This is a genomic window from Methylovulum psychrotolerans (genome assembly GCF_002923755.1).
Taxonomy (GTDB): domain Bacteria; phylum Pseudomonadota; class Gammaproteobacteria; order Methylococcales; family Methylomonadaceae; genus Methylovulum; species Methylovulum psychrotolerans.
This window is the reverse complement of record NZ_PGFZ01000024.1, coordinates 12,911-27,066: the sequence shown is the minus strand read 5'-3', so window position 1 is coordinate 27,066 and position 14,156 is coordinate 12,911. Positions and strand designations below refer to the sequence as shown.

15 protein-coding genes are annotated in these 14,156 nt (G+C 50.9%); 6 read left to right on the top strand and 9 right to left on the bottom strand.

All coding sequences use genetic code 11. The features are described from left to right. Nucleotides 1–99: 99 nt before the first annotated feature. The 5 genes from AADEFJLK_RS26160 to AADEFJLK_RS22380 form a co-directional block, all read right to left on the bottom strand. Nucleotides 100–504 (bottom strand): RHS repeat-associated core domain-containing protein, encoded by a 405-nt coding sequence (locus AADEFJLK_RS26160; protein WP_211299315.1) that lies wholly within the window; start codon nt 502–504, stop codon nt 100–102. Next, the gene (locus AADEFJLK_RS25315; protein ID WP_211299314.1) at nt 413–775 is read right to left on the bottom strand and encodes a hypothetical protein; all 363 of its coding nucleotides are present in this window, start codon (nt 773–775) and stop codon (nt 413–415) included. Before AADEFJLK_RS25315 ends, AADEFJLK_RS26160 begins: the two co-directional genes overlap by 92 nt. Before the next feature lie 99 nt (nt 776–874). After that, nucleotides 875–1,120: a hypothetical protein gene (locus AADEFJLK_RS22390; RefSeq protein WP_088618214.1), complete on the bottom strand. Its 246-nt coding sequence runs from the start codon at nt 1,118–1,120 to the stop codon at nt 875–877. Between the two features lie 134 nt (nt 1,121–1,254). After that, a complete protein-coding gene (locus tag AADEFJLK_RS22385) occupies nt 1,255–1,968 on the bottom strand; it encodes a hypothetical protein (RefSeq protein ID WP_103975862.1) in 714 nt (237 codons plus the stop codon). A 97-nt stretch (nt 1,969–2,065) separates the two neighbouring features. Beyond that, a complete protein-coding gene (locus AADEFJLK_RS22380; protein ID WP_232463761.1) occupies nt 2,066–2,218 on the bottom strand; it encodes an RHS repeat-associated core domain-containing protein in 153 nt (50 codons plus the stop codon). Between the two features lie 91 nt (nt 2,219–2,309). On the opposite strand from AADEFJLK_RS22380, the gene AADEFJLK_RS22375 reads away from it, so the two are divergent. The 4 genes from AADEFJLK_RS22375 to AADEFJLK_RS22360 all read left to right on the top strand — a co-directional run bounded on the left by AADEFJLK_RS22375 (nt 2,310) and on the right by AADEFJLK_RS22360 (nt 5,476). Next, nucleotides 2,310–3,350, top strand: a complete 1,041-nt coding sequence (locus AADEFJLK_RS22375; RefSeq protein WP_103975861.1) for a hypothetical protein — start codon at nt 2,310–2,312, stop codon at nt 3,348–3,350. Continuing rightward, nucleotides 3,350–3,805, top strand: coding sequence for a hypothetical protein (locus AADEFJLK_RS22370; protein WP_232463760.1), 456 nt, complete (start codon nt 3,350–3,352; stop codon nt 3,803–3,805). Before AADEFJLK_RS22375 ends, AADEFJLK_RS22370 begins: the two co-directional genes overlap by 1 nt. 106 nt (nt 3,806–3,911) lie before the next feature. Then, a complete protein-coding gene (locus AADEFJLK_RS22365) occupies nt 3,912–4,394 on the top strand; it encodes a low molecular weight protein-tyrosine-phosphatase (RefSeq protein ID WP_088618210.1) in 483 nt (160 codons plus the stop codon). Nucleotides 4,395–4,756: 362 nt separating this feature from the next. Then, nucleotides 4,757–5,476 carry a dienelactone hydrolase family protein gene (locus tag AADEFJLK_RS22360; RefSeq protein ID WP_103975860.1) on the top strand — a complete coding sequence of 240 codons (720 nt, stop codon included), beginning with the start codon at nt 4,757–4,759 and terminating at the stop codon, nt 5,474–5,476. 142 nt (nt 5,477–5,618) lie between these two features. Here the strand turns inward: AADEFJLK_RS22360 and AADEFJLK_RS22355 are convergent, their stop codons facing one another. The 4 genes from AADEFJLK_RS22355 to AADEFJLK_RS22340 all read right to left on the bottom strand — a co-directional run bounded on the left by AADEFJLK_RS22355 (nt 5,619) and on the right by AADEFJLK_RS22340 (nt 11,860). Further along, nucleotides 5,619–7,199: a bifunctional aminoglycoside phosphotransferase/ATP-binding protein gene (locus AADEFJLK_RS22355; RefSeq protein WP_103975859.1), complete on the bottom strand. Its 1,581-nt coding sequence runs from the start codon at nt 7,197–7,199 to the stop codon at nt 5,619–5,621. A 280-nt stretch (nt 7,200–7,479) separates the two neighbouring features. Next, a complete protein-coding gene (locus AADEFJLK_RS22350) occupies nt 7,480–9,216 on the bottom strand; it encodes a cell surface receptor IPT/TIG domain-containing protein (RefSeq protein WP_103975858.1) in 1,737 nt (578 codons plus the stop codon). Between the two features lie 258 nt (nt 9,217–9,474). Further along, nucleotides 9,475–11,007, bottom strand: coding sequence for a DNA cytosine methyltransferase (locus AADEFJLK_RS22345; RefSeq protein ID WP_103975857.1), 1,533 nt, complete (start codon nt 11,005–11,007; stop codon nt 9,475–9,477). A 13-nt stretch (nt 11,008–11,020) separates the two neighbouring features. Beyond that, nucleotides 11,021–11,860, bottom strand: coding sequence for a TdeIII family type II restriction endonuclease (locus tag AADEFJLK_RS22340; protein WP_103975856.1), 840 nt, complete (start codon nt 11,858–11,860; stop codon nt 11,021–11,023). Between the two features lie 281 nt (nt 11,861–12,141). On the opposite strand from AADEFJLK_RS22340, the gene AADEFJLK_RS22335 reads away from it, so the two are divergent. Both AADEFJLK_RS22335 and AADEFJLK_RS22330 read left to right on the top strand, forming a co-directional pair. After that, nucleotides 12,142–13,647 carry a CHAD domain-containing protein gene (locus AADEFJLK_RS22335; protein WP_103975855.1) on the top strand — a complete coding sequence of 502 codons (1,506 nt, stop codon included), beginning with the start codon at nt 12,142–12,144 and terminating at the stop codon, nt 13,645–13,647. Between the two features lie 17 nt (nt 13,648–13,664). Continuing rightward, the gene (locus AADEFJLK_RS22330; RefSeq protein ID WP_103975854.1) at nt 13,665–14,129 is read left to right on the top strand and encodes a very short patch repair endonuclease; all 465 of its coding nucleotides are present in this window, start codon (nt 13,665–13,667) and stop codon (nt 14,127–14,129) included. Nucleotides 14,130–14,156 lie beyond the last annotated feature (27 nt).

The window sequence follows — 14,156 nt, the reverse complement described above, 5'->3', positions numbered from 1 at the left end:
GGCTCACATGCTCTCCAATGACTCGACGCGATTTCGTATAGCCTGCATTTTCACTTCCGCTTCGCTTCGTGAAAACTCAGGCACTATCGCTTCTGGGGACTACTCGACTCCTGTCTCGCAGCGATCGTAAGCAATTGCGGCAATGAGGAGAATTCCAAATATCTCCTCATTATTACCCCTTGGATCAATCCTGTTAAGCGGATTCCCCCCCACATACCCATAAGTGTTCATCCCCCCGCCCAAGCCGATCGGGTCGCTTTGGGTGTACCTGCCCGCCTTAGGGTCATAAGTGCGGTGGTAGTTGTAGAACAGCCCGCTCTCGTTGTCGATGTATTGGCCGGGGAAGCTCAGGTTGTAGCCGAAGCCGCCGACTCCGGCGGGGTTGGTGTTGGGGGCGTTGGCGCCGAAGGGTTCAAGGTTGTCCCATTGCCAGCGTACCTGTTTTGCCGGGGATAATCTGGCGGGGGGTGCCGAGGTGGTCGCTGAGCACGGGGTAGATGGCACTACCGCCCGCGAGCATGGCGACGGGCAGGTCGCCGAGCCAGATGTGTTCGGCTTGGCGGGCACCGTTGTTGTCGTATTCACCGATCAGGTGGTTGGTTTGGCCGTACCCATAGACCCGCCCGTGTTCAGGGTAAGGCTGGTTTTTGACGTGCAGGCTTAGGGCGTTGCTACCATAGCGGTAGGCGGCACTTTTGCTGATGCCGGACAGGCGGCTTTTGACACCGTAGATGAAGGCTTGGGGCTGTTGTCGGCAAGTTTGCCGGAGTGTCATGGCAGTAGGTTTTAGCACCTACTGGATTCAGGCGGTTGCCCAGTCTGTCATGGCCAAGTAGAAGGTACGCATAGGGTGCCGGACTTCCCATGCGTACGATTACGCTACGCTAACCGTACTAATTTTTCGCTTGGCTTCTTTTAATGCTTTTTCAAAAATTGCTAAATCAACCTTCCTTAGCACCAAGTTTTCTTGTACATTTTGGTCAGGAAACTCAATTTTCATACAATCCAACCCATCATCTTGGTTAAGTAAACCAATAAATTTATCTTCGTAATAAATTTCAGCGACCAGCTTTTCATAATCAGAATCACTGGACAATAATATCCTTACCTTGTCATTCATAATGTAATTATCCTAGGATCCTAAAAAACCTGTCATATTTCCATTTGCATCAAAACAAGCACCTTGCCCAGTCCGCCATAGCCAAGTGGAAGGTACGCACAGCATACTCCACCCAGATCCTATCTATCAGTAATTTATTGTCGATTAAACTCGGTTAGTGAAGATTTCAAAAATATAAAATGTCCTTGTAAAACACAGGTTCCGCAGACTTCTGGGCTTGGCCATGCTTCATTAGTCATTTTCGTTGTTACCTCTATGTCGATGTCCATTAAGATTGTGTCTTCACCAATCGTATCAAATATAGGGCGCGACATTTTATTTAACAATACGCTGTTATCCCCATTTGAAACCATTAATTTAAGAGTTCCTTTCTTTGCATAACCAAAGCAAAAATTTCTGAATGAAGACGAACCTTCTGTGAGTACAACCAAAGCCTTATCATGTTTTGATAGATCAAATTCACGGTTTTTAAATGGGCCGTCAGGAATATGAATAGTGAGATACTGGATCGCAGATGTATCACTCAATCCCGGCCAACCTGAAAATCGTTCTCGAAACGCAAACGCAATTCCATCCCCATTTGTTAACTCCTGAAGAGGAACAGAAATATTATTTTCTCTAAGTGCAGAAAAAAGGGTTCCCGATAAGCTTTTTGATAACTTATCGTGAATATTTCTTTCTTTCAATTGCGCTTGTTGAACCCAGATATTTTGAATTGATCGGCCAGGAAAGTTACTATAAGGAAAACATTGCTTGATTGTTTTCGCATCAGCGATACTTAATACATTTACGAAGAGAATTATCAACAACCCTTTAAACTTTAATCTTTTATGATTTATTAGGCGCATTTCCTTCCACTCAACGATTGATTAATCTATTTAGATGATTCTGAATTTTTTCACCTACCTATTTTTTTTCAAAAAACTATAGGCTTTAATGGCAGGCTCACGAGTTCATCCCCCCACCCAAGCCAATCGGGTCGCTTTGGGTGTATCTGCCCGCCTTAGGGTCATAAGTGCGCTGGTAATTATAGAACAGCCCGCTCTCGCCGTCGATGTATTGGCCAGGGAAGCGCAGGTTGTAGCCAAATGCTCCCACCCCAAACAAAACCCAAATCCCCCACCAACCGACATAGCATTATAATAGGTTTATTATATACTCTACCCATAACCCCCTATCGTACCCGTCTATGCCCAAGCCGCTACGCCCCACTCTGATTGTCTTGCTATTGCTCGGGCACAGCCTAAGCGGCAGTTGGGCAGCGCCCCCATTACCGCCCTCTTATAAATGGGGGCGGGGCATCAGTGTGCCCGCGCTGGACTTTAACTTGGGCGGTTATGCCAACGTTTCCTATATGCACCCCGAAAACCAGCCTAACTATCTCAAGTTAGACGAAATCAGCCTGTTAATTTCCTGGTCGCCGCTGCAACGGTTACGGTTTTTTGCCGAAGTGGAAGCCGATGACTGGCTGTCCACCCAATACCCCAACAGCTTTGCCAATGCGATCCGCGCCGAGCGCCTGTATGCCGACCTGTTGGCCACCGACACCCTGACCGTGCGGGTCGGCAAATTCTTAACCCCTCTAGGCCGCTGGAATGTCATCCACGCCGCGCCGCTAATTTGGACGACCACCCGCCCGCTAGTGACTGACGAGCAACTGTTTAGCCACCACCTTAACGGCTTCATGCTCACCCAACGCATTCAATTCAGCGAACGCAATCTGGACATTTCAGTCTATGCCGACCATTCCAGCCAATTTGACATTTTCGACAACAGCACGACCGGGTTTGACGACGCGTTTGGCGGGCGGGTCAATTTAGAGCTGTCCGAGCCGTGGCAAGTCGGCTTCTCCTTTATTAACTTCACTAACGAACTCCACCCCAAAGCCGAGCGCAATAACATGGTGGGCATGGATTTTGTCTGGAAGAAAGACGGCTACGAAGTCACCACCGAAGCCATCTACCGCCATGCCAACGATAGCCAAGGCCAAGAGCATGGCCTGTACCTACAAGGCATCGCCCCCCTCGCCAAGCAAGTCTTTGCGATAGGCCGTTACGAATACCTAAACGGTACGCACCAATTTATCCGCACCGATACCCATATCGGGGTTACAGGTCTGGCGTGGCGGCCTTATGTGCCGTTAGTGTTTAAGGCCGAGTACCGTTTCGGTAGCCAAAATGAAAGCGTCGCCCCCAGCGGCTTTTTCACTTCCATTTCCATGTTCTTCTGATGATGTTTACGCGCACCGCCCTATTCTGCCTGACGGCATTAGCCCTCATACCCGCCCATGCCGATGAGATATGGTTGGTCACGGGTCTGGACACGCCGTTTAAAACCTTAAGCCACAAGACGCTGGAGAATATTTTTTTGCGCAAAACCTTGCTGAACGAAGACGGCAGCAGTTGGATACCGCTCAACCTAAATCCCGAACACCCGGTTCGCCAAGCCTTTTCCGAAGCCTTGTTCCACCGCCGTGCCGAAGCCTTGGAACCCTACTGGAACGAGCAATATTTCCACGGCCTGACCCCGCCCTATGTGGTCGCCTCCGAAGAGGCTATGCTGCGCTTTGTCTCCGGCACGCGTGGCGCCATCGGCTATGTCCTGCCCTGCCATAGCGACGCGCGGGTACAAGTGGTCTTTAAACTGCCTGTCCGTGATGACCTTAAGGGGCAATGCGGTAAATAGCGTCCGGCAAAAAGTGGTTTTTAACGGCTGACCTCAATCAACCCTGCCAATTTTTGCCGCTAAGCCTTAAAATACCGCTATCAACATTCTGTTTACGGATACGACCATGAAAAAAATCAAAGTGCTGTTTGTCTGTATGGGCAACATCTGCCGCTCGCCAACCGCCGAGGGGGTATTTAACAAACTGATTGAAGACCGTTATCTGGGCGAACGCTTTACCGTCGATTCGGCAGGCACCCATGCTTACCATATCGGGGCCGCCCCTGACTTACGCTCCCAAAAAGCCGCGCGGAACCGGGGCGTGGAATTGGCGAAACTACGCGCCAGAAAATTCACTGTCGACGATTTCAGCGATTTTGACCATATCTTGGCGATGGACATGGAAAACCATACCCTACTCGCCGCCGCCTGCCCGGACGAACACAAGGCGAAAGTCCGCCTGTTTTTAGATTACGCGCCGCACCTGCCCTTCCGCGAAGTCCCCGACCCGTATTACGGCGGCAGCTACGGTTTTGAGCGGGTACTGGACTTAGTGGAAGAAGCTTCCGAAGGCTTCTTAAAAACCTTAAAAGCCGACGGGCATTTGTAAACCCCAGCAACTTTAGGAACTCGATGTTCAAGTTTTTAACATTCAGATAAATAGCTTAGCTATCAGATATTGTAAAACTATTTAAAACAACAAGTTGCAACGAAGCTCGTCTCCCTCCCCTGATGGGGAGGGTTGAGGTGGGGAGAATCTAAATCAGGCTTTTTTTATTAAACGGACTAAAAACAGTCTGCTTAAAATCTCTGAGACAGAAGCATAAGCTATTGATTTTATTCTCCCCACCCCAGCCCTCTCCATCAGGGGAGGGAGCCGTCTTACCCTACAAGCTTTTATTTTTTAACCAATGCCCCGCCCTATTTAGGGCGGGTTTTATGAAAAACTTGATGATCGAGTAGGAACGCTACATGGCTATTATCACCAATACCATCAACTATCTGGACGGCGATACCGTCTTAGAAGGTTTCTTTGCCTTTGACGATACCCTGCAAGGCCGCCGCCCCGCCGTCTTAATCGCCCCCACTTGGGCAGGCCGCGACAGCTTCGCCGACGACAAAGCCAAACAATTGGCGCAACAAGGCTATCTGGGCTTTGCCCTGGACATGTACGGCGCGGGTAAAGTGGGCAGTTCGCCCGAAGAAAACGGCCACCTGATGCAACCGTTCATAGAAGACCGCGCCTTGCTGCAACGGCGCATCAAAGCCGCCTTAGCCAGCGTCCGCTTGCTGCCGTGGGTAGACGACAGCAACATCGCCGCCATTGGCTTTTGCTTCGGCGGCTTGTGCGTATTGGATTTGGCGCGTAGCGGCGCGGCCCTGAAAGGCGTGGTCAGCTTCCACGGCCTGCTCGGTGCGCCCAATAATTTGGCCGGACAAACCATTACCGCCAAAGTGCTGGCCTTGCACGGCCACGACGACCCGATGGGGCCGCCCGCCCAAGCCTTGGCCTTTGAACAGGAAATGACCGCCGCCGGCGCCGATTGGCAACTGCACACCTACGGTCATACCCTACACGCCTTCACCAACCCGCAAGCCAACAACCCCGCCTTCGGCACGGTCTACCAAGCCGATGCCGCCCGCCGTTCATGGCAGGCAATGGGCAATTTCCTTGAAGAGATTTTTGCTTAAAAAATCTCCATAAAATAACCTCGGCATAAGCATTTTTGGAGCGCGGGCATCTTGCCCGCGCTCCAAAACCCGTACTTTTAACGTTTGCCTAAATTATTGCCTACCCATTCCTACGCAAAGGCCTTCAATCTTTGCCGATGGCCTAAGGGCATATCTTACCTAACTGGGTCAGCACCCTTTCCAGCGCATCGCCCCGCTCCGTGTCAACCGCTATGGTATGGCGTTGCTCGGCTTCCCCCAGCGGTTCAGCCGCTTGCTGCTGTTGGCGCAACACCGCCACTGTCGCTTCCGAAGCATCGCCCTGCCGTTGCCTGATACGTTGGCACAAAGTCTCATCGGCCGCTTGCACGGCAATGATAATAAAAGGCGTTTGGCAGTCTTCGGCCAGTTGCAAAAAGCCCTCCCGCTGCTCGCTGTTAAGAAACGCCGCATCGACAATGACGGAAAACCCCGCCTCAAGCACCCCTTTGGCCAACACCGCCAAGTGCCGATACGTTTGCCGGCTGGCTTCTTGGCTATAAATGCCAGTACCCAAGTCGCTACCCGTATCGGCTTGCGCCGTATAACCCAACAAGCGTTTGCGTTCTATATCCGAACGGATCTGTAACGCGCCGATGTTTTCCGCCACTTGGCTGGCTAACGTCGATTTTCCTGAACCCGAAAAACCGTGCATGATAATCAGCCCCGCCTTGCCGGGTTGGGTAAAGCGTTCGGCCAAATCGGCAAACAGGCCATACTCAGCACACAGTTGCCCATCAGCTTCTGGATTTTGACTCGCCCGCAACAACGCGATTTTCGCCCGCACCAAGGCACGGTACACCCAATAATAGCGTAACAAAGCCAACCCCGGATAATCGCCAGTCGCTTGCAAATAGCGGTTAAGGAAACGGTAGGCATACACTTCATAGCCAAAACGCAGCAAATCGTTCATCAAAAAAGCCACCTCGCTCATGACATCAATCCAACTCAGTAGCGGGTTAAACTCAATACAGTCAAACGGGATGACCTTACCATCGACCAGCGTCATATTGCCCAAATGTAAATCACCATGGCATTCGCGCACCCAGCCCTGCTGTTGGCGTTGCTGCATCAGCGCGGCTTTGCTGTGCCATTCTGCATCCCCCCAAACCTGGAGAGCCGCCAATTGTTGCACTTGGCCAGAGCTTTTTAAAAAAGGCCGGATGCCGATAAAATTCTCGGTAAACCAATAGCGTATATCCTGACTGCTACCATAAGGCGACTGGTCGTCAGTGCGGGCCACCGTGTGGTGAAAATCGGCAACCAGACTGGCGATCTGGTCAATTTCATCCGTACTCAATTGCCCACACTCGGCGGACTCCCGCAAAGTTTGCGCACAAGGGAATTGCCGCATCTTGACGGCATATTCTATAGCGGCACCTGTACCGGCCATTTTAGGCGCAGCGGGCGAACCGGTTATCGGCACTACATCAAGATACCAGCTTGCCGCCAAGCGTTGGTTGAGGCGTAATTCCTCATGGCAAAAAAACTCACGCTGCGCTAAGGCCGAAAAATCCAAGAAGCCGAAATTCACCGGTTTTTTGATTTTGTAGGCGTATTGCCCGGTCAGTAAGACCCAAGAAATATGCGTTTCAATCAAACGGATAGACTCAGTGGGGTGGTTATACGCTTCGGCTTTACCCAGCCCTTTCAGCAAAGCAAAACCAGAATCCTGTGCGGGGGGGTCAGTAGGGATTGATGTCATTGGCTTCCAGAAACCTTAGGTATCCTCATGAATCTTGATTGCAACAGAAACGGCTGGGATTTTCAATAGGAAACTGAGAAAGTCGCTTAACGCTTATCGAAATCTGATAGCAAGGAAGTGCTATTGGCAGCCATTGCCCTGTCATCATAGTCACCATGGCGGCGCGACATAGTTCATTTAATCCCCTATTAAACCTCAAATCGGTAAAACTTTACCGATTTGAGGCGATACAGAACCCGGCCAAAAACAGACCGGTTCAGCAACAGCGATTAAAGCCCACTTAAAAATTAACCCCCTTATGGCAATCAAAACACGTCACCTTATCCCCGGCGGTATAATTTTTAGTGCCGAACTCGGTGACGAATACCCGGTTAGCAGCCACTTTGCCTAAGGGCGAGCCTTTTAAATCCAAACCGTGGCAGGCTTGACAAGCTTTAGCGTTCTTTTCATAAAAATCGCCATGACCGCCATTAACCCATTTCTTATCATTCACATTGTGCATACCGTGCGGGCCGTTTAAGGTCAAACCCAAGCTGCCGTTGGTATGGCAGGTGGTGCACTCCGCTAACGTCCCTGTATGGCCTTGCGCCAGCACGGCAGGGATATTGTCGTTAGGATGTTTGGCATCGCCCGGCCAAATCGCATGGGTGCTATTGTGGCAATTTTCACATAAGACATTACCGTGGCCTTTACTGAAACGGTACAAGGTATCTGTTTGTTCGGCAAAGCGTTTATTACTGGCGAGCCGGGGTGAAGCCGCCGGATCGGCCAAATCGAAAGCAAAATACTGGCGCAACCCATCCGCCGAAGTGCTGGCGTTAACAGGCAAGTGGTTGACGGCATCGCCAGTATGGCAAGATTGGCAACGCGGTAAATCCACCCACGGACGGCGGCTGCCGCCATCGTTAGTACCATCTAAAGAACCGCCGGGTTTCAGCGGATAATGCCCGCCAGTGGCCTGCATATTGCCGTGGCAATTTTGGCAAGTGACATTCTGGGTCATCGCCCCGCGCAAACATCGGGTGTCACTACCCGGATGGCATTGGTAACAGCTTTCCTTGCTGGACGCAGGGATTTTGCCGCCTACCAGCACTGGCTTATCAGGTAACGCCACACCATTTAACACCATTTTAGCGGCATGATTATCGTGCATAACCGCCGACATCGTGCGGTGCCGTTTTTGTTCGGCACTTTGCCCTGATCCGGTCAGGTCGAGGGCGGGGGAATAATGGCAAGCCGCGCATAATACTGGCTTGGCGACTTCTAACGCGGTCGCAAACTTGAAATCGTGCAGCTTGAGGACGTTTTCCCGATACTGGACGCTGGGGTTAGGGTCAAACGACCATGTTACCGTAGGATATTTGCCCGGCATAGCGGCACTGGCGTTGGTGGCATGGCAATTTTTACAGGTCGTCTCATCGGAAACGGGCAACACCACCTTGGTGGTAGCCCCCACAAAAGCGGCATGGGTTTTGGCGTTGCTGACCTGGAGTTGCAGCATAGGATAAAAATTCTTATTGCCCTGATCGTCAATCGGCAAAATTGGCACCCCCACCGCTTTAAAAACGCTTTGGCTAGTATTCCAAGAAAACGTTCTGTCGGCGCGGGTTTTGGCATCTTTAGGCAGCGTCAGGCCAAAAATACCCTTGCCTTCCGGCAGGTTTAAACCGTAGGCCTGCTGATATGTCCAAAAATTGGTTTTCGGCACACCGTATTTATCCAACCACGAGCTGTTAATGGAGCCGTGCGCATCGGCGGTGGCGGCATATGTCAGCTCCACACCATCGGCGGCGGTCAACACCGAAGGGTGGCCTAGCGCGTCGATACCGATCACCTGCGCTTGCACAACATTAAACGGCGGCAAAATGGTAAAGGTCGAAAAATCGTCATCAACACAGTGCATCCCTAAATCATTAGCGGCAAACACTTTGTATTGCTGGATTGTGGCACTGTGGGCTAACCCGCTGATGAGCAACCACATCAGGGAGATAAGGGCCGGATAGTTGATCTTAATCATAAATAAGGTTCCTCGGTAAAAACAGGGGGGGCTGGCCATCTATTAGATTATTTTAATTTTCTTATATAGTATAGCAGACTTACCTTATTCATTATAGTTTGCAGGGTTAATTTTGTAAGTGGGCAATCCGCTTAAATTTCCAGTGCTTAGGGAAGCAAAGTTATTAAACCCTACCCGCTAAGTACCCCACCACCCTAACAGGCTTACTTACCCGCTATTTTATTGCCCATCCAAACCATTAACCCGCCATATTTTCGCTTAAGCCCATGCCGCCGCCTCCACAGGCGGACAAGCATCCCGCCCCCCATCCAGACAGCCCGTGGCTAAAATAGCCTGCCCCAGCATCTGCACCACCGGAACAGACACGCTGTTGCCGATTAACTTCATCCACCGGCTCCGTGATGCCGGTAACTCGAAATGCTTAGGGAAGCCTTGGATCAGGCACGCTTCTTCCTTGGATATTTTCCTGTATAACTGCTTATGGAAAATCTGCGCCAAAAACGCTTGCTTATACGCGTGGTCGTTATCGGCTTCGACATCTTTTAACGCCACAAAATCATTGCTGTCACTCGCCACCAAGGTAGGGAAAGCCTCCGATTTAGGCAAGAAAATCCGGTTAACCCCTGCAATGCCCGTACTGATTTTGGTGTACCTGAATTCATACCTGATTTCGGAACAGACCAGCACCTGCTTGGCGACCAGACCCGTAAGGATTTTTTCAAAGGGAATACGCGCTTTTTTTAAATCCCGGCAATCTTTTAAGACATCCAAACTGATTGCCCCAGTTACTGCTTGCTGTAACACCTGTTGCTCGGATTCATCCAACACCCGCTCATGGGGCAAAACCGTATAGGTATAGTCAACGGTTTTGAAAATACCCAAAGCCACCAATGCCGCCAATTCTTCTTCTTGAATCGTGCTGTCGAGTTGCTGAAAATGCGCCAGCGACAAAGGGTTGCCGTCCAATCTGCCATACGTCCGTTTGCGGCGGTTCTTTAACAGCAAGTAACAAATCTGTTGCTGCCTATCGGTGGTCGCCTGTAAATCCCACGAGTGGATAGTCGTCGGGCCATTACGGATATCGTTGAACAAGAAAAAATCATTCATGCCGTTGGTCTTCCGGTCGCGTTTTTTATCCGCCGGAGCATCACCAAAAATATCCGCCGTTTCCCCGACACGGCTACTGGCAGAGCGTACCGCGTGGCAATCTTGCAGGACATCCAACAATGTTAACGTACTTTTTTGCGGGGGCGGCAAGCGGAAAGCCGCCAACTGCGCCGCGTCTAAAAAGCCGATGATATACACCCGCACCCGATCTTGCGGCACACCGTAATCTGCTGAATTTAAAACGAAATGACGGGCAAAATACCCCGCTTGGTTAATGCGCTGCAATATATACGCTAAAGCGTCATGGTTACGCGGGTCAGCCAAGCCTTTAACGTTTTCAAAAATAAACGCCTTAGGGCGGGCTTGGTTCAGCAGATACAGCGTATCATTCCATAACTGCCCCCGGTCATCATCAAAGCCTAAATTTTTGCCCGCAATAGACCAACTCTGGCAAGGTACGCCCGCCGTTAAAATATCATGGGCGGGTAAACGCTTAATTTGCGTAATGTCGCCCAGATTAAACGTGGCGGCTTCGTTAAAATTGCCGCAATAAGTGTGAATGGCATCGGCATGTATTTCGCTAAAACCGACACAACGCCCGCCCAACTGGCTTAACGCCAACCGGAAGCCACCGATACCGGCAAATAAATCTATAAAAGTAAAAGGTTTTTTCGTTAGGATCATTACAATAAACAGCTTATTTGAGTAAAAAGTCTTCCGCAGTCGAGGGTGGTTCTATGCCTAAAAATTCACGGTAAATCCTTTCCCGATAGTGCTTACCTAACTGGTTAACTTCGTCGATAAAAAGGGCGTAAGTACCGCTACCGCCGATAAAATCCCAAAATTCATCACCAATCAGCACACAGGGGTCGGTACACATATTGAACCAACGCATAGGAAAGCCCCAAGTATAATCCTGCTTATTAGCACCATAAGGATTATAAGGCAACGCATAATAAGCACCTGCCACAGGTTGGGATGCCATACTTAACAATTTGAACATTTTTTCCTTGCTCACCTTGGTCTGGTCACTATTTGGCAAAGGGCCTTTTAGCTCAAAAGCATAACAATTGCCCGTATTGACATTATGGATATAAAGGTCGCAGACAACCGTCACAGGGATGGGGTTGCCTTGTCCGGCAAGAATATAGGCCAATTCCTCTTGCCAATTAGGTACGGTTTTATCTTGGCCTTTTGAGCGGTACTCCAATTTGTTCAGCACTTCCTGAATCCGCCGTAATCGTTCATCACCGACAGTCCCCGTAATGCTATAGCCTGTAGTGCATTTGCCATGCGCCTCTTGGGCGGTTACTTGTGCAAGTTTTTCCCAAACACCCCCAAACGGCGTGACAAAACGCCGTTCAAAATGCGAACCTTTAAAAATCTCATCCGGCACAAGAGCAGCATATAAAGGCTTATTGGCGTGATGCTTTTCTTTCACAAAGGGATCTTCAGCGAGGACTTTTTGCATAACCCGATCCATCATAGTTTTAATGACTTCCGAGATGGCTTGGGGTACTTTATCTTTATCGGACATTATCTGAAATGCACTTTATCAATTAGGGCTGAATGGAATCACTGGGACAAAGAGAACTTCTCCTTACCCTGTTGTTTTAAATTGCTGTGGCAATGGTATAAGGCACAATATACCTTACTTGACTATTAGCAGATATAGAGCCATTTAGATTTACCAGCATTTTGCAGCCAGCCTCGGATAGGGCTATTATAACGTAGGCCACAACCTAAACACTGAACAAACTGCCCCAGTTCAAGTCATAGCCTTATCCGCCCAGCCCCCACCTTATATAGGATACTATCTTGACCCCACTACCCCAGTCATTTGCCTGTCCTAGCCCAGCCACCGCCTTGTTTGCCGACTTAAGCCGTTTTGCCAAACTGACGCGGGTCAGTTCCCAACGCGGGCAAACCCGTTATTACGATAGCTTCGATTGGCGCTTATACCAAAAGGGTATCTGCTGCGAGTTAACGCAAACCAAAACCGCCGCGTGGCTGACCTTAAGCCAATACATGGACGGACAAACCCTTGCACGCGCCGACTTAACGCCGCCCGACAACACCGCGCCGCTGTTTACCGAACACTGCCCCGCCAGCCTGCGCCCTTTGCTAGAACCTATCCTGTCCATGCGTGCCTTACTCAATATTGGCCAAATAGCCTGCCAATGCCATCAGACCACCGTCATCGATACGGAGGACAAAGTGCTGGTGCGGCTAGTATTAGAAGAATATCAGGACGGCCTTAGCCGCTTGTGGGTCGCGCCCTTAAAAGGTTATGAGAAAGCCGCCCGGCAGTTCGTCGGCCTACTCACCAACCAACTGCACTTGCTGCCTTACCACGCCGGACTCTTGCCCGAACGCTTAACCTGCCAACCGGGCAGTTATACCGGCAAGCTAGACTTAGCCTTAAACCCCGCCATGCGGGCCGACACCGCCTGCAAAGACATCTACCGCCAACTGCACGGCATCATCAGCGCCAATGAGCAGGGCATTATTCACCGCACCGACAGCGAATTTTTACATGATTTCCGGGTTGCCGTGCGCAAAACCCGCGCGGGTATAAGCCAACTCAACAGGGTATTGCCCAAGCGGATTAGCCGCCATTATGCGGGCTTTTTTGCCGAACTGGGGCGGGCGACCAGCCCGGTGCGGGATATGGACGTGTACTTGCTCGATTTTGACGGCTATAAAAATGCCCTGCCCTTGGCCATCCGTGCCGACCTGGAGCCGTTGCGGACGTTTTTGCTGACCCAGCAAGCGCACTGGCAACAAGAACTGGCGACGACCTTAGCCTCAACTGCCTATACCCACACCTTAACCGACTGGGCGCAATTCCTGCAACAACCCACCCCGCAAGCTTTACAGGCCACCCATCCCGATGCTCACCGCCCCATCAAACAGGTCGCCGACCAACGTATCGGCAAGCTCTACCACCGCGCCTTACGCGAAGGTAAAACTATCCGCCGGGACTCGCCCGCCGACAACTTCCACACCTTACGGAAAACCTGCAAGAAACTCCGCTACCTCATGGAATTCTTCCAAACCCTCTACCCTACCCCTTTATTTAAGGATCTGTTAAAAAAGTTAAAAAACCTGCAAGCCATACTCGGCACCATCCAAGACTGCCAAGTACAGGCCGATTATATCCGACAATTTCAGGCCGAACCCTTTCCGGCACCGACCCAGCTGGCGCTGACGGCACTCCTGCAACTATTGGCGGAGCGCGACGAGCAGGCGCGGGCCGCCTTTACCGACACCTTTGCCGAATTTACACACTGCGACCAACGGCAGCTATTAGCCAAGCACTGAACCTAGTACCGCCTTCCATGACCGACCGCATCAGCCCCGAAGCCCGTTCCCGCACCATGGCGGCGATCCGCAGCAAAAACACCCGGCCTGAACAGTGGGTGCGTTCGGCCTTACATCGGCAAGGTTTCCGCTTCCGCCTGCACAGCAAAACCCTACCCGGCTCGCCGGATCTGGTGTTGCGCAAATACCATGCCGTGGTGTTTATCAACGGCTGTTTTTGGCATCAGCATGAGGGCTGTAAAGGCGGGCATATCCCGGCGACCCGAGCGGAATTTTGGGCGCAAAAATTTGCGCGTAACACCGCCCGCGACCAAAAAGTCCTCTACCAACTGAAAGTGCTGGGCTGGCGGGCGGCCATCGTTTGGGAATGCGGCCTAAAAAAACGCGTCCGCGAAGACACGTTACGGCACTTGGTGGCTTGGCTGGGCAGTAGCGCGGAATATTTTGAAATGCCGGTTTACGACGAATTTAGCGACTTATAAACGGCTAAAGCCGCACTGGGTGAACTT